General features: G+C 60.7%; 21 protein-coding genes. 10 read left to right on the top strand and 11 right to left on the bottom strand.

The window, feature by feature from the left end:
* Positions 1-29: 29 nt before the first annotated feature.
* From HU742_RS24500 to HU742_RS24490, 3 genes are all read right to left on the bottom strand, one after another.
* Positions 30-800 carry a MetQ/NlpA family ABC transporter substrate-binding protein gene (locus HU742_RS24500; RefSeq protein ID WP_186644968.1) on the bottom strand — a complete coding sequence of 257 codons (771 nt, stop codon included), beginning with the start codon at positions 798-800 and terminating at the stop codon, positions 30-32.
* Between the two features lie 77 nt (positions 801-877).
* Positions 878-1,552 (bottom strand): methionine ABC transporter permease, encoded by a 675-nt coding sequence (locus HU742_RS24495; protein ID WP_014335809.1) that lies wholly within the window; start codon positions 1,550-1,552, stop codon positions 878-880.
* Positions 1,552-2,559, bottom strand: coding sequence for a methionine ABC transporter ATP-binding protein (locus HU742_RS24490; RefSeq protein ID WP_186644970.1), 1,008 nt, complete (start codon positions 2,557-2,559; stop codon positions 1,552-1,554). Before HU742_RS24490 ends, HU742_RS24495 begins: the two co-directional genes overlap by 1 nt.
* 266 nt (positions 2,560-2,825) lie before the next feature.
* Between HU742_RS24490 and katE the strand changes: the two genes are divergently transcribed.
* Positions 2,826-4,961, top strand: coding sequence for a catalase HPII (gene katE, locus HU742_RS24485; RefSeq protein WP_186644972.1), 2,136 nt, complete (start codon positions 2,826-2,828; stop codon positions 4,959-4,961).
* 54 nt (positions 4,962-5,015) lie between these two features.
* Here the strand turns inward: katE and HU742_RS24480 are convergent, their stop codons facing one another.
* Genes HU742_RS24480 through zur form a run of 4 tightly spaced genes read right to left on the bottom strand, consistent with a single transcriptional unit; the run spans position 5,016 to position 7,812 of the window.
* Positions 5,016-5,729: a PA5502 family lipoprotein gene (locus tag HU742_RS24480; RefSeq protein WP_186644973.1), complete on the bottom strand. Its 714-nt coding sequence runs from the start codon at positions 5,727-5,729 to the stop codon at positions 5,016-5,018.
* 37 nt (positions 5,730-5,766) lie between these two features.
* Positions 5,767-6,555 (bottom strand): zinc ABC transporter permease subunit ZnuB, encoded by a 789-nt coding sequence (znuB, locus tag HU742_RS24475; RefSeq protein ID WP_186614181.1) that lies wholly within the window; start codon positions 6,553-6,555, stop codon positions 5,767-5,769.
* Positions 6,548-7,330, bottom strand: coding sequence for a zinc ABC transporter ATP-binding protein ZnuC (gene znuC / locus HU742_RS24470; protein ID WP_186644974.1), 783 nt, complete (start codon positions 7,328-7,330; stop codon positions 6,548-6,550). The genes znuB and znuC overlap by 8 nt, the downstream gene beginning before the upstream one ends.
* Positions 7,330-7,812, bottom strand: coding sequence for a zinc uptake transcriptional repressor Zur (zur, locus tag HU742_RS24465; RefSeq protein ID WP_018602776.1), 483 nt, complete (start codon positions 7,810-7,812; stop codon positions 7,330-7,332). Before zur ends, znuC begins: the two co-directional genes overlap by 1 nt.
* Positions 7,813-7,878: 66 nt before the next feature.
* Between zur and znuA the strand changes: the two genes are divergently transcribed.
* Positions 7,879-8,808 carry a zinc ABC transporter substrate-binding protein ZnuA gene (gene znuA, locus HU742_RS24460; RefSeq protein WP_186644975.1) on the top strand — a complete coding sequence of 310 codons (930 nt, stop codon included), beginning with the start codon at positions 7,879-7,881 and terminating at the stop codon, positions 8,806-8,808.
* A gap of 81 nt (positions 8,809-8,889) precedes the next feature.
* On the opposite strand, the gene HU742_RS24455 is transcribed toward znuA, so the two are convergent.
* Both HU742_RS24455 and HU742_RS24450 read right to left on the bottom strand, forming a co-directional pair.
* Complete coding sequence (locus HU742_RS24455) at positions 8,890-9,840, bottom strand: homoserine kinase (protein ID WP_186644976.1); 951 nt, start codon at positions 9,838-9,840, stop codon at positions 8,890-8,892.
* Positions 9,841-9,899: 59 nt separating this feature from the next.
* Positions 9,900-10,187 carry a DUF2782 domain-containing protein gene (locus tag HU742_RS24450; protein WP_122567709.1) on the bottom strand — a complete coding sequence of 96 codons (288 nt, stop codon included), beginning with the start codon at positions 10,185-10,187 and terminating at the stop codon, positions 9,900-9,902.
* Positions 10,188-10,261: 74 nt separating this feature from the next.
* Here HU742_RS24450 and polA point away from each other — a divergent pair, with 74 nt between their 5' ends.
* Positions 10,262-13,030, top strand: coding sequence for a DNA polymerase I (gene polA / locus HU742_RS24445; RefSeq protein WP_186644977.1), 2,769 nt, complete (start codon positions 10,262-10,264; stop codon positions 13,028-13,030).
* A 302-nt stretch (positions 13,031-13,332) separates the two neighbouring features.
* Here polA and yihA read toward each other — a convergent pair whose 3' ends face one another.
* Positions 13,333-13,974, bottom strand: coding sequence for a ribosome biogenesis GTP-binding protein YihA/YsxC (gene yihA, locus HU742_RS24440; protein WP_186633401.1), 642 nt, complete (start codon positions 13,972-13,974; stop codon positions 13,333-13,335).
* 191 nt (positions 13,975-14,165) lie between these two features.
* On the opposite strand from yihA, the gene HU742_RS24435 reads away from it, so the two are divergent.
* From HU742_RS24435 to HU742_RS24405, 7 genes are all read left to right on the top strand, one after another.
* The gene (locus tag HU742_RS24435) at positions 14,166-14,456 is read left to right on the top strand and encodes a c-type cytochrome (RefSeq protein ID WP_186614191.1); all 291 of its coding nucleotides are present in this window, start codon (positions 14,166-14,168) and stop codon (positions 14,454-14,456) included.
* A gap of 46 nt (positions 14,457-14,502) precedes the next feature.
* Positions 14,503-15,114 carry a c-type cytochrome gene (locus HU742_RS24430; protein WP_186614193.1) on the top strand — a complete coding sequence of 204 codons (612 nt, stop codon included), beginning with the start codon at positions 14,503-14,505 and terminating at the stop codon, positions 15,112-15,114.
* A 184-nt stretch (positions 15,115-15,298) separates the two neighbouring features.
* Positions 15,299-15,943: a thiol:disulfide interchange protein DsbA/DsbL gene (locus tag HU742_RS24425; RefSeq protein ID WP_186633404.1), complete on the top strand. Its 645-nt coding sequence runs from the start codon at positions 15,299-15,301 to the stop codon at positions 15,941-15,943.
* A 15-nt stretch (positions 15,944-15,958) separates the two neighbouring features.
* Entirely contained in the window at positions 15,959-16,837 is an 879-nt protein-coding gene (locus HU742_RS24420) for an endonuclease/exonuclease/phosphatase family protein (RefSeq protein WP_186614197.1), read from the top strand.
* Positions 16,834-18,855: a GGDEF domain-containing protein gene (locus tag HU742_RS24415; protein WP_186644985.1), complete on the top strand. Its 2,022-nt coding sequence runs from the start codon at positions 16,834-16,836 to the stop codon at positions 18,853-18,855. The genes HU742_RS24420 and HU742_RS24415 overlap by 4 nt, the downstream gene beginning before the upstream one ends.
* 102 nt (positions 18,856-18,957) lie before the next feature.
* Positions 18,958-19,737, top strand: a complete 780-nt coding sequence (locus tag HU742_RS24410; protein ID WP_186633410.1) for an N-acetylmuramoyl-L-alanine amidase — start codon at positions 18,958-18,960, stop codon at positions 19,735-19,737.
* A gap of 75 nt (positions 19,738-19,812) precedes the next feature.
* Complete coding sequence (locus HU742_RS24405) at positions 19,813-21,426, top strand: EAL domain-containing protein (RefSeq protein WP_186634410.1); 1,614 nt, start codon at positions 19,813-19,815, stop codon at positions 21,424-21,426.
* Between the two features lie 7 nt (positions 21,427-21,433).
* Here HU742_RS24405 and HU742_RS24400 read toward each other — a convergent pair whose 3' ends face one another.
* Positions 21,434-23,224, bottom strand: a complete 1,791-nt coding sequence (locus HU742_RS24400) for an ATP-binding protein (RefSeq protein WP_186633413.1) — start codon at positions 23,222-23,224, stop codon at positions 21,434-21,436.

Below are 23,224 nucleotides of genomic sequence, written 5' to 3'. Positions count from 1 at the left end.
ACAGCCCCGTTTCTTCACACCCAATCAGCTCAAAACGCCGGCAAAACCGCCCCTTTGTACTTCTCAAGAATGAAAGCCTTCACCTCCGGCGTATGCAACGCCGCCACCAGCTTCTTCATCGCCTCACTGTCCTTGTCGTCCGGACGGGCTACCAAGATGTTCACATAAGGCGAGTCGCTCCCTTCAATCACCAGCGCATCCTTGGAAGGATCAAGCTTCGCTTCCAACGCATAGTTGGTATTGATCAACGCCAAATCTACCTGAGTCAGCACCCGCGGAATGGTCGCCGCTTCCAGCTCACGGAATTTCAGATCCTTCGGGTTCTCAACAATATCTTTAGTGGTCGACAGGATGTTGTTCGAATCCTTCAACTTGATGACCCCGGCCTTCGCCAGCAACAACAGCGCACGGCCGCCGTTGGTGGCGTCATTCGGGATCACCACGTTAGCGCCGCCCGGCAATTCGGTAAGTGCCTTGTACTTACTGGAGTACGCGCCCAGTGGCTCCAAGTGCACGCCGGCAACGCTGACCAGGTGGGTGCCCTTGGCTTTATTGAACTCATCCAGATACGGCTGGTGCTGGAAGAAGTTGGCGTCCAGGCGCTTTTCAGCGACTTGTACGTTGGGCTGGATGTAGTCGGTGAAGACTTTGACCTTGAGGTCCACGCCTTCCTTCGCCAACGCCGGCTTCACGAATTCGAGGATTTCCGCGTGGGGGACCGGCGTGGCCGCGACGGTCAGGGTGTCGGCGTGGGCGGAAAACGCTGCGGCGGCAGCGAAGGCAACCAGTAACTTCTTCATTCAGCTAACTCCTTTTGAGGCGCCTGCTCTCGGCGCCTGCCAGCGAATGGCCGGCTCATGTTTATTGGCGCGAGGCCTTATTTTCTAGAGAAATGCACAACCAACTTGTCGCCCACGGTTTGCAGGACTTGCACCAGCACCAGCAGCAACACCACCGTGACCACCATCACATCGGTCTGGAAACGCTGGTAGCCGAAGCGGATCGCCAGGTCGCCCAAGCCACCGGCGCCGACCACACCGGCCATGGCCGTGTAGGAGACTAGCGTAATCGCAGTCACCGTGATCGCTGCAAAAATGCCTGGACGGGCTTCCGGCAGCAAGGCGTTGACGATGATCTGCCGCGTCGTTGCGCCCATGGCCTGGGTCGCTTCGATGATGCCGCGATCGACTTCCCGCAGCGCGGTTTCCACCAGGCGGGCGAAAAACGGTGTCGCGCCGACCACCAGCGGTGGAATCGCGCCGGCGACGCCCAGGGAGGTGCCGGTGATCAATACCGTGAACGGGATCATCACGATCAACAAGATGATGAATGGCAGCGAGCGCAGGATGTTCACGATCAGCGACAGCAGCGCGTAAACGCCGCGAGCTTCCAGTAACTGGCGCGGGCTGCAGAGGAACAGCAGCACGCCCAGGGGCAAGCCGAGCAGCACGGTGAACAGCAGCGAACCGAACAGCATCAGGAAGGTGTCGCCGGTCGCCAGCCAGATTTCCAGCCAGTCGATGTTGGAGAAAAACGAATTCAACAGTTCCATCAGCGCAGCACCTCCATGTGGACATCAGCCGCGGTGAAGCGGGCGAACGCCGCCTCCATGTCGCCGCCGGTGATGGCGAGGGTCAGTTGCCCGTAGGGGGTGTCTTTGATGCGGTCGATGCGACCGGCCAGGATGCTGTAGTCCACACCGGTTTCCCGGGCTACGGTTCCGAGCAACGGTGCGTAGGTCGCATCGCCTTGGAACGTCAGACGCACGATGCGCCCCGGCACGTGTGCGAAATCGTCGCGCTGTTCGCTTTCGTCGATCTGCTCGTCCTCCTGGACGAAACGCTTGGTGGTCGGGTGCTTCGGGTGCAGGAACACCTCGGCCACCGTTCCTTGCTCGACGATCACGCCGGCATCCATCACCGCCACTTGATCGCAGACGCGGCGGATCACGTCCATTTCATGGGTGATCAGCACGATGGTCAGCTTCAGCTCGCGGTTGATTTCCGCCAGCAGTTGCAGCACCGAGGCGGTGGTCTGCGGGTCGAGGGCGCTGGTGGCCTCGTCGCACAACAGTATTTTTGGCTTGGTCGCCAGGGCGCGGGCGATGCCGACGCGCTGCTTCTGGCCGCCAGACAGCTGCGCCGGGTATTTGCGGGCGTGGTCGGACAGCCCTACCCGCGCCAGCAGCTCGGCGACACGGCGGTCGATGTCGCTGCGGGACAACTCACCGGCCAGCGTCAGCGGCAGCGCGACGTTGTCGGCCACGGTCTTGGACGCCAGCAGGTTGAAGTGCTGGAAGATCATCCCGACTTGCTGGCGGAAACGGCGCAGGCCGCTGGCGTCCAGGGCGGTGACTTCTTCTCCGTCGACGATGATCTTGCCGCCCGTGGAATCTTCCAGGCGATTGATCAGGCGCAGCAGGGTACTTTTTCCTGCACCGGAATGGCCGATCAGGCCGAAGACCTGGCCATTCTCAATCGTCAGATTGGTCGGGTGCAGGGCGGGGATATCCTTACCGGATACCCGGTAGGTTTTATGGACGTTTTGAAACTCGATCACGTAGCGAACCTTGTGGGGCGCGTTGGAAAAGGATCAGCGGTTAGCCGGGCGCGCATTTTAGCCTGTCCGTATAGAGGTTCTTAGCATTTATTTGAGATGGGACCAGCGAATTGGCAATAAGGCGATCAAAGGACATAAAAAAGGAACACAGCGAAACGGCATCGGTCACTCATTAAGCAACTCCAAACATGCCCAGGTACCGTGCCTGGCGCATCGAACTCACGGGTCCTGGCCACGGCGGGGATCGCAACGAGGAGTCATGCCTGATGAGCACTAACAAACCTGCCGCCCCCAGCCAGCTGGCCGGGACCGACACACTGGATCGCAGCAATACCAACGCCAAGCTCGAGAGTCTTGAACAGTTTCGCTCCGACGCCACCGAACAGGCCTTGCGTACCAACCAAGGCGTGAAAATCGCCGACAACCAGAACACTCTCCGCGCCGGGCCGCGTGGGCCGTCCCTGCTTGAAGACTTCATCATGCGTGAAAAAATCACGCATTTTGACCACGAACGCATCCCCGAGCGCATCGTTCACGCCCGCGGTACCGGCGCCCATGGTTATTTTCAGACCTATGAAGCGCATTCAGCACTGACCAAGGCCGGTTTCCTACAGGACCCGAGCAAGAAAACCCCGGTGTTCGTGCGCTTTTCCACCGTGCAAGGTCCACGCGGTTCCGGCGACACCGTGCGGGACGTGCGTGGCTTTGCTGTGAAGTTTTTCACCGACGAGGGCAACTTCGATTTGGTGGGCAACAACATGCCGGTATTTTTCATACAGGATGCGGTGAAGTTTCCAGACTTCGTCCACGCGGTGAAACCCGAGCCCCATAACGAAATTCCTACTGGCGGTTCGGCCCATGACACGTTCTGGGATTTTGTATCGCTGGTGCCGGAGTCCGCTCATATGGTGATTTGGGCGATGTCCGACAGGGCAATTCCAAAGAGCCTACGGACCATGCAGGGCTTTGGCGTCCACACCTTCCGCATGATTAACGCTGAAGGTCGCAGCAGCTTCGTCAAGTTCCACTGGCGCCCCAAAGCCGGCACGTGTTCATTGGTATGGGACGAAGCGCAAAAACTTGCCGGTAAGGACACCGACTACCACCGCCGCGATCTGTGGGAATCGATTGAGACGGGGGATTACCCGGAATGGGAGTTCGGCGTGCAAATCGTCGCCGAGGAAGACGAGCACAAGTTCGACTTCGACCTGCTCGACCCGACCAAGATTATCCCTGAGGAGCTCGTTCCCATCACCCCGTTGGGCAAGATGGTGCTGAACCGCAATCCGGACAATTTTTTCGCTGAAGTCGAGCAGGTAGCGTTCTGCCCCGGGCATATCGTGCCGGGCATCGACTTTTCCAACGACCCATTGCTGCAAGGCCGGCTGTTTTCCTACACCGATACGCAGATCAGCCGACTCGGTGGGCCGAATTTTCATGAGCTGCCGATCAACCGTGCAATCACCCCGGTGCACAACGGCCAGCGGGATGCCATGCACCGCACCACCATCGACAAGGGGCGCGCTTCCTACGAGCCGAATTCCATTGACGGCGGCTGGCCGAAGGAAACCCCGCCCGGCCCGCAGGATGGCGGTTTCGAAAGTTATCCGGAGCGCATCGACGCCCACAAGATCCGCCAACGCAGTGATTCGTTCGGCGATCATTTCTCCCAGGCACGGCTGTTCTACAAAAGCATGAGCGCTCACGAGCAAGAGCACATCATCGCGGCCTACAGCTTCGAGCTGGGCAAGGTGGAGCGGGAGTTCATCCGGGCGCGGCAGGTCAATGAAATCCTCGCCAACATCGACTTGGAACTGGCCGGGCGAGTGGCGAAAAACCTCGGCTTGCCGGCACCGACCGCCGGTACTGTCGATGTTCCGACGCCTTCGCTGGAGCAATCCCCCGCCTTAAGCCAGGCGAACCTGCTGTCCGGCGACATCAAGACGCGCAAAGTGGCGGTGTTGGTGGCTAACGGTGTCGATGGGGCGATCATCGATGCGCTCAAGCAGGCCCTGGAGGCTGAGGGCGCCCACGCCAAAGTGCTGGGGCCAACTTCGGCGCCGGTCACCACCGCCGATGGGCAGACGTTGGCGGTAGATGCGTCCATGGAAGGGCTGCCGTCGATTGCCTTCGACGCGGTGTTCGTGCCCGGTGGCGCGGAGTCGATCAAGGCCTTGAGTCGCGACGGCGTGGCGTTGCACTACGTGCTGGAGGCCTACAAGCATCTGAAAGCCATTGGGCTTCATGGTGAGGCCCGGCAGTTGTTGGTGGAGTTGAAGCTGGAGGTGGATGCGGGGTTGATCGAAGATGCGGATGCGAGCGGTTTTTCGCGGTTTTTTGCGGCGATTGCTCAGCATCGGGTTTGGGCGCGGGAGCCGAAGGCGAAGGCGGTTCCAGCCTAAACAGATTTGCTGTCTGGTAGGGCGCTATCGCGAGCGAGCTCGCTCGCGATGCTTTTACTGCTTGCGCGGCGTTAGAACAACCTGCGTCGGCACACTGCGCAAAATTTGCTTCTGGAGTTTCAACTCAAACCCCGGATCAAGTTTCTTGACCCGCTTGGTCAGCAAGGTGGCCAGCCAAGGGTAATCGTCGGTACGCGGCGCCTGGATGCTGACATCACATTGATAATTCACTACATCTTCGGCGATGGCGTCCAGTTGATGACGCATCTTCCGGATATCGCCGATGTTCAACGCAACCGTGGTGCTTTGCGCACTCGGATCGATCACCTTGGCGACCGGTTTTGCTTCGGCGGCCTGGAGCGCGGCTTCGGCTTTTTCCAGTTCGGCCTTGCGGGCTTCGGCAATTGCGCTGTTGACTTCGCCGGTTAGGGCTGGTGCTTTTGGCATCAGCGCGCGTGCCCGGCTCAGCGCCGTGGCGGCGGCATTCACGTCGCCTTTTTGCAGGTCGATCTGGCTGCGACGCAAATACGCCTCGGCCAATTGGCGCTGATAGGGTTCCAGCGAGGGATCTTCGGGCGATTGAGCCTGCAACGCGGTCAGTTGATTTTCGGCGGTGGCCAGTTCATTGGCAGCCAGGCTTTGTTCAAGCTGCGCGATGGCCGGGCCCCGTGTATCGGGAGCCTGGGTGACCGGCGGCGTGCTCTGACAGGCGCCCAGCAGTAGGGAAAACGCGACAAGGAGCAGATAACGGGAGGCGAACGGGTTCATTCCTGCGACTCTCTATTTGCGCAAAAAGCGAGCAAGTCTACACCCCTCGACGGGGCAGGACAAAACTCAGCAGAAACAACGCCGCGGCGCTGACCACGATCGACGGGCCGGCCGGGGTGTCCTTGAACCACGAAAGCGCCAGCCCGCCACACACCGCGAGCATGCCCAGCAGGCTCGCGCCCAATGCCATCTGTTCGGGAGAACGGGCGTGACGCTGCGCCGCAGCGGCCGGGATGATCAGCAACGAAGTGATCAGCAACACACCGACGATCTTCATCGCCACGGCGATCACCACCGCGATCAACAACATCAGCGCCAGCCGCAAGCCCACCACGGGCAAGCCTTCGACCCGTGCCAACTCTTCATGGACGGTGACCGCCAGCAACGGACGCCACAGCGCGACCAGTAACAGCAGCACTGCTGCGCTGCCGCCGAGGATCCATGAAAGATCCGTCGGGCTGATCGCCAAGAGGTCGCCGAACAGATAGGCCATCAAGTCGATCCGCACGTCACGCATGAAGCTGAGCACCACCAGCCCGAGGGACAGCGTGCTCGGTGCCAGGATGCCCAGCAGTGTGTCGGACGCCAGCGGCTGTCGCTGTTGCAGGGTGACCAGCACCACCGCCAGCAACAGGCAGCCAACGGTTACGGCGATAGCCGGGCTCACATCCAGCAGAAACCCCAGCGCTACGCCGAGCAGCGCTGCGTGGGACAAGGTGTCACCAAAATAGGCCATGCGTCGCCAGACCACGAACGAGCCCAGGGGACCCGCCACCAGTGCGAGGGCCAGGCCTGCGAGCAGGGCGTACAACAGAAAATCAGCCATGCTTGCAGCCATCTCCGTGAACGTGGGTAGGAACAGGTGAGGCACTGACCACCGAGCCATGCAGATCATGGGCGTGGTCATGGTGATGATGATAAATCGCCAGGCTTTGTGCGTTCTTTCCGAAAAGCTCGACAAACGCCGGATCACTGCTGACTTGCTCGGGATGCCCGGAACAGCAGACGTGACGGTTGAGGCAAACCACCTGGTCGGTGGTGCTCATGACTAAGTGAAGGTCGTGGGAGACCATCAGCACGCCGCAGCGGTGGCGGTCGCGCAAACGGGTAATCAAACTGTACAGCTCGGCCTGGCCCGCCACATCGACGCCTTGCACGGGTTCGTCGAGCACCAGCAGTTCGGGCTCGCGCAACAGGGCGCGGGCCAGCAATACGCGCTGCATTTCGCCACCGGAAACGCTTTGCACCGGGCTGTCGATGACCTGCTCGGCACCGACTTCCTTCAAGGCAGCCAAGGCTCGTTCGCGATCCACCCCAGGCACCAGGCGCAAGAAGCGCAGCACCGACAATGGCAAGGTCGCATCGACATGAAGCTTTTGCGGCATGTAGCCGACACGCAACTTGGGCTTGCGCCAGACGCTGCCGCTGTCGGGCTTGAGCAGACCCAGCACGGCCCGCACCAGGGTGGTCTTGCCGGCGCCGTTGGGGCCGATCAACGTCACGATCTGCCCCGGTTCGACGCTCAGGTGAATGTTGTCCAGCACGTTCTGCCCGGCGAACGTCACGGCCACCTGTTCGAGGCGGATCAACGCATTGCTCATCAGGCCCCCTGGCAGCCGGAGCAGAGGCCAACCACTTCGACGGTCTGGGTATCGACCACAAAGCCGACGTCCTTTGCACTGGCGATGATGGCATCGCTGATGGACTTCTGTTCCAGCTCGATGGCGGCGTGGCATTCACGGCAGATCAGGAACTGGCCTTGGTGGGCGTGCTCCGGATGGTTGCAGCCGACGAAGGCGTTCAGCGACGAAATGCGATGCACCAGGCCGTTTTCCAAGAGGAAATCCAGCGCCCGATAGACGGTTGGCGGCGCGGCGCGGCGACCGTCCTGCTCGCTGAGCACCGCAAGAATGTCGTAGGCGCCCAGCGGCTTGTGGCTCTGCCAGACCAATTCCAGCACGCGCCGCCGCAGGGCGGTCAGGCGCAACCCTTGGCGCGCGCAGATGGCGTCGGCCTCGGACAAGGCGCTGTGCACGCAGTGGGAGTGATCATGTGGACGACTGGCAAGGGGCGTAATAGGCATGGGCAGCGACGAGTTTAGTGAGAGACGTTATTATGTTACTCGTTCTTGTCTCTCCGAGTGGTCATCGTGTCCCGAATTTTTTCGCTCTTTGTCGCTTTTGTCGCAAGTTTTCTACTGATTGGCTCGGTTCAGGCCGACGTCAAGGTCCTCACCAGTATCAAGCCGCTGCAACTGATTGCCGCCGCCGTGCAGGACGGCGTGGCCGTTCCGCAAGTACTGCTGCCGCCAGGAGCTTCGCCGCACCACTATGCGTTGCGGCCATCGGATGTACGCAAGGTGCAGTCAGTGGACCTGTTGTACTGGATCGGCCCTGACATGGAAGGTTTCCTACCGCGTGTGTTGAACGGTCGTACGCTGCCTTCCGTTGCAGTGCAGGACCTGCCAGGGCTCAAGTTGCGTCATTTCGCCGACGACAGCGCCTCCCACGAAGATGAGGATCACGGCAGCGATGAGCATGATCACGACCATCGTCCCGGCACGGTGGACGCCCATCTTTGGCTCTCTCCGCTTAATGCGCGGGTGATCGCTGCCAAGATGGCGACTGACCTGAGCGCAGCGGATCCGGCAAACGCGTCCCGCTATCAAAGCAACCTCAAGGGCTTCAATCAGCGCCTCGATGCCATGGATGCGCGTCTCAAGGCACGTCTGGCTGGGGTCGCGGGCAAACCGTATTTTGTCTTCCATGAAGCGTTCGATTATTTCGAAGACAACTACGGCCTCAAGCACGCCGGGGTGTTCGCCGTGGCCGCTGAAGTCCAGCCCGGCGCCCAGCACGTGGCGGCGATGCGTACGCGCTTGCAAGCCGTGGGCAAGACTTGCGTCTTCAGCGAACCGCCCCTGCGCCCGCGCCTGGCCGAAACCCTGGTGGCCGGCCTGCCGGTGAAACTGGCGGAGCTGGATGCGCTTGGGGGTTACACCCCGGCGACGGCGCAGGGGTATGAGCAGTTGTTGGAGAAGTTGGGGAATGATTTGGCCGGATGCCTGGAGTCGTTGTAACCCCACCGCCGAGCGCCAAACCTGTGGCGAGGGGATTTATCCCCTCGCCACAAGAGCAGCCAGCGTCGCACCGGCCTGCTGCTATAGGGCGAACGGCAACACCGTGTGAACCGTCTGCCGCTGCGCCAACCGCTGCTGGAACTCCATCGGATCGTGGATCAACACATCCTGCCCGGCAAACGATTCGGCGGCGATCAACCGCGACAGCCAGAACCGCACGCACGCCACGCGCAGCATGGTGGGCCACAGCTCGGCCTCGGCGGCGGTGAACGGACGTAGCGCCGCATAGGCGCCCAGCAACGCTCGCGCCCGGGGGCCATCGAGCCCACCGTCGTCATCTGAGCACCAATCGTTCAGGGCGATGGCGACGTCATACAGCATCGGCCCGGAGCAGGCGTTGTAAAAGTCGATCAAGCCGGTCAGGTGCGTGCCTTCGAACATCGCATTGTCGCGGAACAGATCGGCATGGATGTTGGCGCGCGGCAGCGCCAGGATGCCGACCTTTTTCAGCGTGATTTCTTCAAGCGCCGCCTCAAGCAGCCGACGAGGCTCGGCATCGAGGTGCGACAACAGCTTGGCGCCCTCCTCCTGCATCCAATCCAGGCCGCGATCAGTCTTGCGCTTGATCATGTTGTCGCGGGTGGCCAGGTGCAGGTGCGCGAGCAATTCGCCGACCTGGGCGCAGTGCTGGGCGTTGGCCTGCTTGATGTGTTTGCCCGCCAGGCGCGGTTGCAGCAGCGCCGGCTTGCCCGCCAGTTCCCGTAGCGCGACGCCGTCGGTGGTGCGCAAGGCGTAAGGCACCGGCAGGTCGGCGTCGTGCAGTACATCCAGCAGCTCGATAAAGAACGGCATCTCCTGCACAGGGCCGCGCTCGACCAGGGTCAGGACAAATTCGCCCCGTTCCAGGCTGATAAAGAAATTGGTGTTTTCGCTGCCAGCGGCAATCCCCTGGAAATCAAGCAGGCGGCCGAGCCCATAAGGGGCGAGAAAGGTTTCCAGCTCGGGCCGAGCCAGGGGCGTGAACACAGACATGGTTAAAACTGCCAGTACGGGCGCTCTTCATCGAGCGCCGGTTGAAGTCGAGAGCGGTATTACCACTCAAAGATTTTCCACGAAGGGATCAGCATATCCGGCTGGTCCGATCGGATGAAGTTTGCATCGGTGCCGTCAGCGCGCACGAGGAAGTAAGGCTTGCCGTTTTTGGGCGTGACCTTGATCGCGTACAAGAAGCCGTTTTGCCGATACTCCTGAATGGTTCTGTCGCCTTCGGTGCGGATGGTGACATCCGGGTCCGCCGAAGGTGCGTCGTCCGCGGCCATGACGGCCAGCGGGGTGAATGCAAACAAGCCAGCCAGTAACAGGCGATTTAGTGTACGCATGATAACCTTGTCCCTTTGTCGTCAACGGTCCCGCTATTCTAGCCCCGGACCCGCCGAAAAGGTTGATCCTGCTCATGAGCCAAGCCCCCCTCGTCCTGGTGGACGGTTCTTCTTATCTGTACCGCGCCTTTCACGCGCTGCCACCGCTGACCACTTCCAAAGGCCTGCCGACCGGCGCGGTCAAGGGCGTGTTGAACATGCTCAAGAGCCTGCGCAAGCAGTATCCGGACAGCCCGTTCGCGGTGGTGTTCGACGCCAAGGGTGGGACGTTTCGCGATGCGCTGTACGCCGAATACAAGGCCAACCGCCCAAGCATGCCCGACGACATGCGCGTGCAGATCGAGCCGCTGCACGCCAGCGTGAAAGCCTTGGGCTTCCCGCTGCTGTGCGTGGACAACGTCGAAGCCGACGACGTGATCGGCACGCTGGCCCGCAGCAGCGCCGCCGCCGACCGCCCAGTGGTGATCTCCACCGGCGACAAGGACATGGCGCAGTTGGTCGATGGCCACATTACCTTGGTCAACACGATGACCGGTAGCGCACTCGACGTGGCTGGCGTGAAGGAGAAGTTTGGCGTCGCTCCGGAGCAGATCATCGACTATCTGGCATTAATGGGCGATTCGTCCGACAACATCCCAGGTGTGCCGGGCATTGGGCCAAAAACCGCTTCCGGCCTTTTGGTGGGTGTCAACGGCGGCCTGAGCGAGTTGTATGCGCAACTGGATATCGTTGCAACGCTGCCGATTCGTGGCGCCAAGACGTTGGCCGCCAAGCTGGAAGAGCACAAGGAAATGGCGCTTCTTTCCTACGAGTTGGCGACCATCAAGACCGACGTTCCCTTGGACATCGGCCTCGACGACTTGCAGATGGGCGCGCCGGATCACGAGAAGCTTGCCGAGTTGTACACGTTGCTGGAATTCAAGAGCTGGTTCGAAGATAACCAGCGTGACGCCAAGCGTGCCGGGCAGGAAATCATTGAAGTTGCCGACGAGCTGCCGGGGGGCGCCGAGGCGAAGTACGAGGTGATTCTCGATCAGCCGAGCTTCGATGCCTGGTTGTCCAAGCTTGAACATGCGCCGCTGTTTTCCCTGGTCACGCAAACCAACGGTGGCGATGCCCAGCATTCGCAGCTCGTTGGCTTGTCGTTCGCCGTGGCCCCGTTCGAGGCGGCTTATATCCCGCTGACCCATTCCTACATGGGCGTGCCGGAGCAGCTGGACCGCGACACGGTGCTCAACGCTCTCAAGCCGCTGCTGGAAAATCCGAACAAGCTCAAGGTCGGCCAGCATGCCAAGTTCGAAACCAACATCCTGGCCAATTGCGCCATTGGCGGTGATCAGGGCAATGGCATTTTCATGCAAGGTATCGCCTTCGACACCATGCTTGAATCCTACGTGCTGGACTCCACCGCGACCCGCCACGACATGGACAGCCTGGCGCTGAAATACCTGGGCCAAAGCAAGACGGATTTCCAGGACATCGCCGGCAAAGGGGTCAAGCAATTGACCTTCGATCAGATCTCCCTGGAACTGGCCGGGCCCTACGCCGCTGAAGACGCCGACGTGACCTTCCGCTTGCACCAGGCCCTACAGGAAAAATTGGCCGCCACGCCGAGCCTGGGCAAAGTCCTCAACGAAATCGAAATGCCGTTGATGCCGGTCTTGGCGCGCATCGAGCGCCAGGGCGCGTTAGTCGATGCCAACCTCCTGGGCGTGCAAAGCGTCGAGTTGGGCGAAAAACTGGTGGCACTGGAGCGTGAGGCGTTTGCCATCGCCGGCGAGGAATTCAACCTGGGCTCGCCGAAGCAATTGGGCGTGATCCTGTACGAAAAGCTTGGTTTGCCGGTGCTCAGCAAAACCGCCAAGGGCCAGGCCTCCACTGCCGAAGCGGTACTTGCCGAACTGGCGGAGCAGGATTACCCGCTGCCCAAGGTGCTGATGCAGTACCGCTCCCTGAGCAAGCTCAAGAGCACCTACACCGATCGCCTCCCCGAGCAGATCAACAGCCGCACCGGCCGCGTCCATACCAATTATCAGCAAGCGGTCGCCGCGACCGGGCGCTTGTCGTCCATCGACCCGAACCTGCAGAACATTCCGATTCGCACCGCTGAAGGCCGGCGCATCCGCCAGGCGTTCGTCGCGCCGAAAGGCTACAAGCTGCTGGCGGCGGACTATTCGCAGATCGAACTGCGGATCATGGCGCACCTCGCCAAGGACGAAGGGTTGCTCCACGCGTTTCGCAACGACCTTGACGTACACCGAGCCACCGCTGCCGAAGTGTTTGGCGTCGAACTGGAAGCCGTCACCCATGATCAGCGTCGCAGTGCCAAGGCGATCAACTTCGGTTTGATCTATGGCATGAGCGCCTTCGGCCTGGCCAAGCAGATCGGTGTCGATCGCAAGCAGTCCCAGGCTTACATCGACCGCTACTTCACCCGCTACCCTGGCGTGCTGGAATACATGGAGCGCACCCGTGCCCAGGCAGCCGAGCAAGGCTTCGTCGAAACCATCTTCGGCCGTCGGCTGTACTTGCCGGACATCAATGCGAAGAACCCGGCGCTGCGCAAAGGCGCTGAGCGCACGGCGATCAACGCACCGATGCAAGGCACCGCCGCCGACATCATCAAGAAAGCCATGGTGGCTGTGGATGGCTGGCTGACGGCGTCAGGTCTGGATGCGAAAGTCATCCTGCAGGTACACGACGAATTGGTGCTGGAAGTGCGCGAAGACCTGGTCGATCAGGTGCGCGAAGAGGTTCGCCTGCACATGAGCGCCGCCGCCACCCTGGACGTGCCGCTGCTGGTGGAAGTGGGCGTGGGCAATAACTGGGACGAGGCGCACTGACGCTAAGTCTAGAGGGGCTCTCGTGGCGAGGGAGCAAGCTCGCTCGCTACGGGGAGTCTGCGCAAAGCCAGGAACGGCTTGATTAGCTCGGAATATTCCTACGGTTATTTCCAAAAATAATCTGAACTAAACCCGTGAATTGCCACTCAGAGATTCTGAATGGCTGGTGAAGCCCTTCAATGCTCCTATGTTGTGTTAAGTGTTGGCAGATATCTGGACCCCGCCCTAGCGGTCCGGAACTTGGACCCCGAACTTCCCCCTCCCCATAAGAAGTCCGGGGTTTTTTTTGCCTGCGATTTGGCTTATTCAGCTTCGTCGCTGCCTTTGTCCGCCAGTTCCATCCAATTGGCCAGCACCGTATAGGCTTCTTCCAGGCCCATACGCTTGGGCGCCGAAAACAGCTGGATGGTGATCGCGTCGCCCCATCCCTTGCGGATTTCCGATTGCACTTTGAGCAGCGTGTTCTTGGCTGCGCCGTAAGTGAGCTTGTCGGCCTTGGTCAACAAAATATGCATCGGCATGCCGCTGGCGACTGCCCAATCGAGCATCAACAGGTCGAAGTCGGTCATCGGATGGCGGATGTCCATCATCAGGATGAGCCCTTTCAAACTCTCGCGACTGCCCAGGTAGGCTTCCAAGTGGCGCTGCCAATGCTGCTTGAGCGGAATCGGCACTTTGGCATAACCATAACCGGGCAGGTCGACCAAACGCCGTTCATCGTCTAGCTTGAAGAAGTTCAAGAGCTGTGTGCGGCCTGGGGTTTTCGAGGTGCGTGCCAGGCTGGCATGGGTCAGGGTGTTCAGCGCGCTGGACTTGCCGGCGTTGGAACGCCCGGCAAAGGCCACTTCGAAACCTTCATCGTCGGGGCACTGGTCGACTTTGGCGGCGCTGAGCATGAAGGTGGACTGTTGGCACAGGCCAAGGATGGGGTTCTTCAGTTGCATGGGATTTCCGATGTGGGCGGCGTCGGGAATGGACGCGGCAAGCTGTGTCGTTTCCGTTTCAGTGACGCCAGTATATAATGCCGCAGATTTTGTGTGCGCTTTGTCCCAGCGTAGGATGAAGCTCACGGGAGCGACCGACCGAAATTGCGCACTAGAACGCAGCTCGCTCTCAACCCTGAAAAGGTCGTTTTATGACGAAATGGCTGCTAGCTGCCGGTGTCTTGATGCCGCTTTACAGCGCTCAGGCTACACAGGATCCGGAAGCTGTGTACAACCGTGTTTGTGGTGCCTGTCATTCCGGCCAACTACCCATGGCGCCCCGCAAGGGTGATCAGGCAGCTTGGACGCCGAGGTTGGCGAAAGGTATGGAGACGCTGGTGCAACACGTGACCCAGGGTTTCAAGGCGATGCCGCCGCGTGGTTTGTGCATGGACTGCAGTGCCGAGGATTACCGAGCCATCATCCAGTGGATGAGCGAGTAAACCCGGCCCATAACTCTTTAACCCTTAGCCGTAGTTGGATTAGCTGATGAACAAACTGATCGTGAGTCTGCTGTTGACCTTGGGGATATCCGGCGTAGCCCACGCCGCTGGCGATGCCGCTGCCGGTCAGGCGAAAGCGGCCGTATGCGGGGCCTGCCACGGCCCGGATGGCAATAGCATGGCGCCCAACTTTCCGAAACTGGCGGGCCAGGGCGAGCGTTACTTGACCAAGCAGCTTAAGGAAATCAAGGACGGCAAGCGTGTCGTGCTGGAAATGACGGGCCTGCTGAACAATCTGAACGATCAAGACCTGGCGGACATCGCGGCTTATTTCGCTAGCCAGAAGGGCAGCGTAGGCGCTGCCGATCCAAAACTCGTTGCGCGCGGCGAAGCACTGTTCCGCGGTGGCAATCTGGAAAAAGGCCTGCCAGCCTGCACGGGCTGCCACTCCCCGGATGGCAAAGGCAACGCTGCCGCCGGCTTCCCGCACCTGGGCGGCCAGCATGCCCAGTACATCACCAAGCAGCTGACCGATTTCCGCAAGGAAGAAGGCGGTCGTGCCAACGATGGCGATGCGATGACCATGCGCACCATTGCTCGCAAGCTGAGCGACGAGGATATCGCAGCAGTATCCAGCTACATCCAGGGCCTGCACTAAGGCCGTTGCGAGGGGATGCCCCTCGCAACGTTAACGCTCGATTAATCTGTCGATGCGAGCATCAAAAGGGTGGCTTTGGCCGCCCTTTTTTGTGGCCGCTGCCGTTACACTAGAGAACTTGAACCCGCCACGGCCTGTCTTAGAAACAGGTCTCGCGAGGCCACCCATTGTCCAGGAGTAAAGCATGCGTAATCTGATCATCAGCGCCGCGCTCGTCGCCGCCAGCCTGTTCGGCATGGCTGCCCAAGCCAACGCCGAAGAATCGAAGGCCCCCTACGTCGAGTTGACCAACCCCGTACCGGTGGCCGTGCCTGGCAAAATCGAGGTGGTGGAGCTGTTCTGGTACGGCTGCCCGCATTGCTACGCGTTCGAGCCGGTCATCAACCCTTGGGTTGAGAAGCTGCCTTCCGATGTGAACTTCGTCCGCATCCCTGCGATGTTCGGTGGCCCATGGGATGCCCACGGCCAGATGTTCCTGACCCTCGAAGCGATGGGTGTCGAGCATCAAGTCCACGCAGCAGTGTTCAATGCAATCCAGAACGAAAAGAAGCGCCTGACCGATCCTGAGGACATGGCCGAGTTCCTCGCCACCCAAGGCGTCGACAAGGACAAGTTCCTCGCAACCTTCAACTCCTTCGCTATCAAGGGCCAGATCAACAAGGCCAAAGAGCTGGCGAAGAAATACGAAATCACCGGCGTACCGACGATGGTCGTCAATGGCAAATACCGCTTTGACATCGGCTCTGCTGGCGGTGCGAATGAAGCGCTGCAACTGGCCGACAAGCTGATCGCCAAAGAGCGAGCGGCCACCAAGGCTGCCGCCAACTAAGCGCGGCCCTCGCCCATGGCCCGCTGGAGTACCGAACGCATCGTTGGCCTACATGAACCGCGGGTCAACGAGCATCATGTCGCATCCACGGGCCTGCCGGCTGACAGCCGCCTGCGGTTGCTCAGTTTCAATATTCAGGTCGGCATCAGTACCGAGCGCTACCGGCATTACCTGACTCGCGGCTGGCAACATTTGCTGCCGCACACCGGACGTGCCGGCAATCTGCAGAAAATCGGCGACCTGTTGAAGGACTTCGACTTGGTCGCGCTGCAAGAGGCCGACGGCGGAAGCCTGCGGTCCGGCTACGTCAATCAGGTCGAACACCTCGCCCAACTGGGCGCCTTTCCTTATTGGTACCAACAGCTCAATCGTAACCTCGGCCGGCTCGGCCAGCACAGTAACGGCGTGCTCAGCCGCCTGCGGCCGTGGGCGATCGAAGACCATCCGTTGCCGGGCCCCAAGGGGCGCGGAGCGATCCTGGCGCGTTTCGGCGAAGGGCCGGAGGCGTTGGTGGTGGTGATGATGCACCTGGCCCTCGGTGCTCGTACCCGAACAATGCAACTGGCCTACATTCGTGAATTGATTGGTGGCTACAAGCACCAGGTATTGATGGGCGACATGAATACCCATGCCAACGATTTGCTGCAGACCTCTCCTCTGCGGGACCTTGGCCTGCTTGCCCCGCAACTGGAAGCGACATTTCCCAGCTGGCGCCCCCAGCGTTGCCTGGACCATATTCTGCTGAGCCCGACCCTGACCCTCGAACGGTTCGAGGTGTTGGCCCAGCCCATTTCCGATCACCTGCCAGTCGCGGTCGAAATACGTTTGCCGGGTTCGCTCACGGCTGACGCGTTTCCCGCCCTGAGTCCTGCCCCTCGCGGATCCGATGAATGAGCGACGACGCCGAACGCTGGAGAGAGAAATACCTCAAGAGCATCGAACAGCAGGAAAAGCTTGAGCGCCGTTGGGACGCTCGGCTCGACTTGCTGCGTCGCGGCCTGGTGCGCAGTACTTTGGCCGCCGAGGGCACTGACCGGGTTGTAGACCAGTGTATGAAAGAGATGCGCGAAGTGGTGCGCACCGACGATATGGACGCCGCCCTCGCCGCCCTGCTGCCGCGGCTGGAGAAAGCCGTACTCGATTCCGAGCAGCGCCGCGAGACTCGGGTCGAACAAATGAGCACTGCACTGACCGCCTTGGTCGCCCAGTTGCAAACGTTGCCGCTGCCGAAGGACGTCAGCCGGCCCTTGAAGAAATTTTCCAAGCAGTTGGAGGCCCGGGTCGGCCAAGCTCGGGAGATTCCCCTGTTGCTCAGCGAATTGAGTAGCTTGCAGGGCAAGGCCCTGAGCGTGCTGGATACGCCTGATGAGCCGAGCCGCCCGGGCCTGCTGCAACGATTGTTCGGTGGCCATGGCCATGACGAGGTGCCGCCCCAGCCGCCCGCGCTTGTGCAGGCGAGCGCAGCGTCCACAATGGAAACGGCGTTGCCGGCCCCAGCACCGCTCGCCCCTCCACAGCCGGAAGCCGGTGCAATCTTCGAGGCCCCTGCTCCCGCTCCCTCACCGATAGCGGAGCCAGTCCACGCGCCTGTTACGCCGCCCGAGCCGGTCATATCCACCGCTCCCGTCGAAAAGCCTACCCCCGCGCCGGTAATGCCCAAGCCAGTGGAGTCGCCGAGCTTGGAGCCGGCGCCGACCGACAGTGAACACGTCGAACCCGCGCCGACACTGGAAAATCCCGACGAGTTGACGCCAGAGGCGCCCCCGCTCAACGAGACACCGGTTGCGCCCGCAGAGCCCACCGAGCTTCCCGCAACGGTTGACTCCGAAGAGGCTCACTATGCCCTGCCCGACTCCCCGGAGCCTTCCTACAGTTCGGTCGCCAGGCATATCGAAGACACCCTGCTGGGCCTGCTGGGCGACCTGACGCTGCCCGAGCGTCACCGACCCCAAGCGGAAGCCATGCGTGAGCGCCTGCAAAACGGCTTGAACTGGTACGAACTGCTGCCGATCCTCGACGATCTTGCGGTCTTGATGCTGGCGATCACCGACAGCGGCCAGCATGAATTCGAAGCCTATCTGCAGCGACTCAATGATCGGTTGGAGTCATTCCAGAGCACCTTGCAGGCCGCCAGTGAAGACCATGCCGACAATCTGTCCGCCTCCATGGAAATGGATACGCAGATCCGCGAGCAGGTCGATGGCTTGCAGAGCAGTGTGCAGCAAGCCGACGACCTGGAAGGCCTCAAGCAAGTTTTGGAAAATCACCTCGAAGGCCTGCTTGGCACGATGGATCAGCATCAGAAGCAGCGTGCCCAGCGTGAGAAAGAGGTCTCGGCCCGCCTGAAAAGCCTCGCCGAGCGTGTGGCGCTGATGGAGCAGGACGCGCTGATCGTGCGTGAAAACCTGGAAGAACAGCGGCAAAAGGCGCTCGTCGATCCGCTGACCGGTTTACCTAACCGGGCGGCCTGGACCGAGCGCCTCGAACGGGAAGTTGGCGAGTGGCAGCAACACGGCAACAGCTTGCTGATTGCCATGCTCGACCTCGATCACTTCAAGCGGATCAACGACAACTATGGCCATCTGGCCGGCGACCGCGTGCTGAAACTCATCGCCTCGGTGTTGCGCAAGCGCGTGCGCGGCGGGGACTTCATCGCCCGCTTTGGCGGCGAGGAGTTTGTCTTGCTGGTACCGGATACACCGCTGGCGGCGGGGGCGAAACTGGCCGAAGCCTTGCGCGCGGCCATCGAAGCCTGTCCGTTTCATTTCAAGGGCGAACCGGTAACGATCACGGTGTCTATGGGCATGACGGCATTCAAGCCAGGAGAACACAGCGATACGGTGCTTAAAAGAGCCGATCAGGCGCTTTATCGTGCAAAAAATGCCGGGCGTAACCGAGTGGAGCTAGGCTGAGGCCAATTGTTCCATTTTGTTTAATATCTGGGCTTCGGTCGGTCATCCACGGGGCTATACGTTACACTGTTGCACTATTTTTCTGCGTGTACGCTCTTCGCCATGAAATTTCTCCCGCTCCTCGTTGCGTTGCTTGTGCTGGCCGGTTGCGCGAGCGGTCCCCGGCTCGACACCAGCCATCCGTCCGTCAATCATGACAGCCGCATCCAATTTGTCGTGGTGCACTACACTTCGGCGTCCCTTGAGCGTTCCCTGTCGCTGCTGACTCACGGCGAAGTCAGCGCCCATTACCTCATCGGCGACGATAAGGACGCGACCATCTACAAGTTGGTCGATGAAGGTCGGCGCGCATGGCATGCCGGTGAAAGCGAATGGCAAGGCCGGACATGGCTCAACTCCAGCTCCATCGGGATTGAAATCGTCAATCCAGGCTACATCGATACGCCGACCGGGCGTCTCTGGTTTCCCTACAGCGAGGCTCAGGTGCAATCCTTGATAGTCTTGCTCAAGGACATCACCCAACGTAACGCGATCAACCCCGTCAATATCATCGGGCACAGCGACATTGCGCCCATGCGCAAGCTGGATCCGGGGCCGTTGTTTCCGTGGAAACGCCTGGCACAGGCCGGCCTGGGTGTCTGGCCAGACGAACAGGCTGTGGCACGGCAGCAAGCCGCTTACGCCGAGCAGCTACCGAGCGCCAGTTGGTTCCAGGCCGAGCTGGCCCGCCTCGGCTACCCCACTCCGCGCACTGGCGAATGGGACGTCGCCACTCATCAGGTCCTGGCGGCCTTCCAGATGCGCTACCGGCCGGCCCGGTTCGACGGCGTGCCAGACGCGCAAAGCGCGGCGATTTTGCAGGTGCTCAACCAGACAAAATAATGACGCCCGTCCGACTGGCCGGGCTAAATTCAAAACAGAAGCTATAACTCATTGGTAACTTTCGGATTACCAATGATGACGGCTGCCCGCGAGACTCTGCAAAGCTGGCTCCATCGCCCTATCTTACTGGCGATGATAGCGGCTGCCCTGAGTACGGGACTGTTGCTGGCGGGAAGCCTGTTTGTGGTAGTGCAGCAGATCCAGCAGCGTGAAAGCGAACAGATGAATGCCCAAGGCGAACGCTTCCTGCAACGCTTGGAACAGCTTTTCGGGCAACTGCGCGAAAGCCTCGACGACTTGCAGGCGCAACCCTTGCGCGGCTGCAACGATGACATGATCGCCACCCTGCAACAGGTGAGCTTCAACTATCGTTTTGTATACGAGGCGGCTTATATCGACAGCAACGGCGTATGCTCCAATCGCCCGCGCCAGAGCGGTTTGTCGTGGGCTCGCCCACCTGACTTGCGGGGTCCGGCCTACAGTTACTGGCTCAACACCACCACGGAGCCCGACGAAAATCGCGCGGCGTTGATGTTGGGGCGCGGCAATTTCCGAGTCGCGACGTCTCGCGGACACCTGACCGACGTTGTCGACCTGCCCCCGGGCAGCAGTCTGTTGGTGGTTCTTGATCAAGGTGAGCGAGCCATTCCGGTACTGGGTACCCAGCAGCGTTGGCCGCCGACGGAACCTTGGCCACCCAAAAGTCAAAGCGCCTTGCAAGTCACGCAGACCCGGCTGATTTACCGGATGTCGACCGACAATCCGGAATATCAACTGGTGTTGATAGCGCCGCGCAGCAGCCTGCAGATTCCGACTAATGCCTGGTGGTTGCTGCCCATCAGCCTGCTGCTGGGGCTGGGCATTGGCTTCCAGGTCCTGTTGCTGGCACGTCAGCGCCAATCCATGGACGCGGAACTGCACGGGGCCATCCGGCGCGGTGAAATGCAGGTGCTTTACCAACCGATTTTCGACCTGCACAGCCGCAACTGCGTAGGCGCCGAAGCCCTGCTGCGCTGGCGTCGACCAGACGGGACCCTCACCAGCCCAGACCTGTTCATACCGATGGCTGAAGACACCGGGCAGATCCGCCAGATAACCGATTTTGTCCTCCAGCGGCTATTCGACCAGTTGGGCCAGCTATTGCGGGCCAATCCCCACCTGTACATCTCGGTGAACCTGGCGGCATGTGACGTGATGGTGCCGCGCATCGGCGAAGTGATCGCCCGTTTGCTGGCGCTGCATCGCGTGTCGGCGCATCAGATTGCCTTTGAAGTGACCGAGCGCGGGCTGGTTGATGCACTGGTTGCCCGGGACAACTTGCAATCGCTGCGTGATGTAGGGCATCAGGTGCTGATCGATGATTTCGGCACGGGTTATTGCAGCCTGGCTTACCTGCAAACACTGCCAGTCGATTGCCTGAAGATCGACAAGGCGTTCATCGACGCCCTGGGTCATGATGCCGCCAGCAGTGGCGTGGCCCCGCACATCATTCGCATGGCCCATGCATTGCAGCTCAAGGTGATTGCCGAGGGCATCGAGCATGAGGCCCAGGCGTCATATTTGAGCAGCGAAGGCGTGAAGTTTGGTCAGGGTTGGTTGTTCGCCCATGCGCTCAGCGCGGTGCAACTGATCGAATTGATTACCCGCGGGCGGCGTCGGCTTGGACGACGCCTGGACGACGAAGCCTGACGCCTGCTCAGACGGTCAGGGCCATATAAAACTGCGTGCCCTGCCCTGGCCGGGAATAGACGCCCATGCGTCCACCGTGGAGCTGCACGATCTCCTTGCACAGCGCCAGGCCGAGGCCGGCACCGCCCTTCTTGCGTCCGACCTGGACGAAAGGTTCGAAGATCCGTCCTTGCTGGCCGTAGGCAATCCCCTCGCCGTTATCTTCAACGCTGATGATCACCCGCTCGCCATGGCGTCGGGCCTGCAAACGAATCTGGCCGTCGTCGTTGGTGTGGCGCATGGCGTTATCGATCAGGTTGTCCAAGACCCGCTCCAACTGCGCGGCATCGGCGTGCAGGCGCGGCAAAGGACCCTGGATTTCCACAAGCAACTCGATGCCCTTGGCCTCGGCCTGTGCGGCAAAGCGCATCCTCGCCGCTTCCAACAGTTCCTCGATGGAGCAAGGCGCCAGGGTGAGCTTTTGCAAGCCGTTCTGGTAACGGGAGAAATTAAGCAGGTCATTGATCAGCTGCATCAGCCGCTGCATTTCTTCATTGACCGTATTGAGCAGGTCCGCCTCGCGGGAGTCCTCGGCGAAATGCATGCGCTCCTGCAGCAACCCGAACGCCATGTGCATGCCCGTCACCGGAGTGCGCAGCTCATGGGACGCCCGCAGGACGAACTCACTGCGCACGCGTTCGAAGGCCCGTTGCTCGGTGACGTCATGCAAGACCATCACTGCCCCGAGGATTTGGCCCTGGGTATGGATAACCGGTGTCAGGCTGTAGGTCAGCACTCGCGACTCGCCATCCACCTCAATGCTCAAGTCATCGGGCGCGCGTTCCTGTGTGCCTCCGCGTAACACCAGTTGCAGCTCTTCATCCAATTCCACACGTCCAAGCGCCTCGCTCAGGCCTTGGCCCAGACGCTCCTCGTCCCAGCCCAGCTGACGTTGGGCCACGGGGTTCAAATGCTCCAGCCGGCCTTGGCGATCAATCATCAGCAAGCCGTCGTCAATGCTGTCGAGCACCGCTTGCAGGCGCTGCTGCCCGGCGAGCAATTCATCGACATTGGTCGCCTGATGTTCGCGCAGCGCCTGGGCCATGATGCCGAAGCGGCGTGTCAGAAGATTCAGTTCCGCCGCCGACGAGACCGGCAGAGTCACCTCGAAATTACCTTGGCCGATGTCATCGGCCGCAGCGGCCAAGGCTTCGATCGGTGCGCCGAAACGTCGGGCGATGCCATGGGCAGTCACGAAGCCAATGATCAGCACCGCCAACCCCACCAGCCCCAGCAGGGCGGAAATCAGTAGCGCGCGTTCGCGGGCGCGGTCCTGGGTTTCGCCGATGTTATTCAGGGCATGTCGGTACCCTTCGATCAGGCCTCCACGCAATACGTTGAATTTTTCAGTGAGGTCCTGGATGCCGGTCAACTGGGTCGGTTGCTGGCGAGAGGCATCGAAGGCCTCGAGGAAACTGACGTAGTCAGCCTTGGCGCGGGTGAAACTGGTTGCGGGGTCATCCAGTTCCCGCTCATGGGCGATACCTTCGTCCAACAACTCGAAATACTCGCGTTTGGACTCTTCCAGCGCCGCCAGGTCGGGCTTTTCCTCAAGCATGATCATCAGTTGATCGCCCAACGTCTGGCGCAACTTGAGGCCCAGGTCCAGCAAGACGAAGTTGTCGCGTACCGATTGTTCCTGGGTATTGGCCATCTGCAACACACTGACCAGGCCAAGCAACAATCCCAGCAATGCCACGGTGATCAGCGCCGAAATACTGAGAAACAGCCGGGTACGGAGCTTCATCGCCAGTTTCAT

Source organism: Pseudomonas marvdashtae, assembly GCF_014268655.2.
Taxonomy (GTDB): Bacteria; Pseudomonadota; Gammaproteobacteria; order Pseudomonadales; family Pseudomonadaceae; genus Aquipseudomonas; species Aquipseudomonas marvdashtae.
This window is presented reverse-complemented; position numbering and strand designations above follow the sequence as displayed.

Excerpts from the sequence above, each read along its gene's own strand:
- HU742_RS24500 (WP_186644968.1), bottom strand. The coding sequence starts at position 800 with ATGAAGAAGTTACTGGTTGCCTTCGCTGCCGCCGCAGCGTTTTCCGCC.
- HU742_RS24495 (WP_014335809.1), bottom strand. The coding sequence starts at position 1,552 with ATGGAACTGTTGAATTCGTTTTTCTCCAACATCGACTGGCTGGAAATC.
- katE (WP_186644972.1), top strand. The coding sequence starts at position 2,826 with ATGAGCACTAACAAACCTGCCGCCCCCAGCCAGCTGGCCGGGACCGAC.
- HU742_RS24480 (WP_186644973.1), bottom strand. The coding sequence starts at position 5,729 with ATGAACCCGTTCGCCTCCCGTTATCTGCTCCTTGTCGCGTTTTCCCTA.
- znuB (WP_186614181.1), bottom strand. The coding sequence starts at position 6,555 with ATGGCTGATTTTCTGTTGTACGCCCTGCTCGCAGGCCTGGCCCTCGCA.
- znuC (WP_186644974.1), bottom strand. The coding sequence starts at position 7,330 with ATGAGCAATGCGTTGATCCGCCTCGAACAGGTGGCCGTGACGTTCGCC.
- zur (WP_018602776.1), bottom strand. The coding sequence starts at position 7,812 with ATGCCTATTACGCCCCTTGCCAGTCGTCCACATGATCACTCCCACTGC.
- HU742_RS24455 (WP_186644976.1), bottom strand. The coding sequence starts at position 9,840 with ATGTCTGTGTTCACGCCCCTGGCTCGGCCCGAGCTGGAAACCTTTCTC.
- HU742_RS24450 (WP_122567709.1), bottom strand. The coding sequence starts at position 10,187 with ATGCGTACACTAAATCGCCTGTTACTGGCTGGCTTGTTTGCATTCACC.
- polA (WP_186644977.1), top strand. The coding sequence starts at position 10,262 with ATGAGCCAAGCCCCCCTCGTCCTGGTGGACGGTTCTTCTTATCTGTAC.
- yihA (WP_186633401.1), bottom strand. The coding sequence starts at position 13,974 with ATGCAACTGAAGAACCCCATCCTTGGCCTGTGCCAACAGTCCACCTTC.
- HU742_RS24435 (WP_186614191.1), top strand. The coding sequence starts at position 14,166 with ATGACGAAATGGCTGCTAGCTGCCGGTGTCTTGATGCCGCTTTACAGC.
- HU742_RS24430 (WP_186614193.1), top strand. The coding sequence starts at position 14,503 with ATGAACAAACTGATCGTGAGTCTGCTGTTGACCTTGGGGATATCCGGC.
- HU742_RS24425 (WP_186633404.1), top strand. The coding sequence starts at position 15,299 with ATGCGTAATCTGATCATCAGCGCCGCGCTCGTCGCCGCCAGCCTGTTC.
- HU742_RS24420 (WP_186614197.1), top strand. The coding sequence starts at position 15,959 with ATGGCCCGCTGGAGTACCGAACGCATCGTTGGCCTACATGAACCGCGG.
- HU742_RS24415 (WP_186644985.1), top strand. The coding sequence starts at position 16,834 with ATGAGCGACGACGCCGAACGCTGGAGAGAGAAATACCTCAAGAGCATC.
- HU742_RS24410 (WP_186633410.1), top strand. The coding sequence starts at position 18,958 with ATGAAATTTCTCCCGCTCCTCGTTGCGTTGCTTGTGCTGGCCGGTTGC.
- HU742_RS24405 (WP_186634410.1), top strand. The coding sequence starts at position 19,813 with ATGACGGCTGCCCGCGAGACTCTGCAAAGCTGGCTCCATCGCCCTATC.
- HU742_RS24400 (WP_186633413.1), bottom strand. The coding sequence starts at position 23,224 with ATGAAACTGGCGATGAAGCTCCGTACCCGGCTGTTTCTCAGTATTTCG.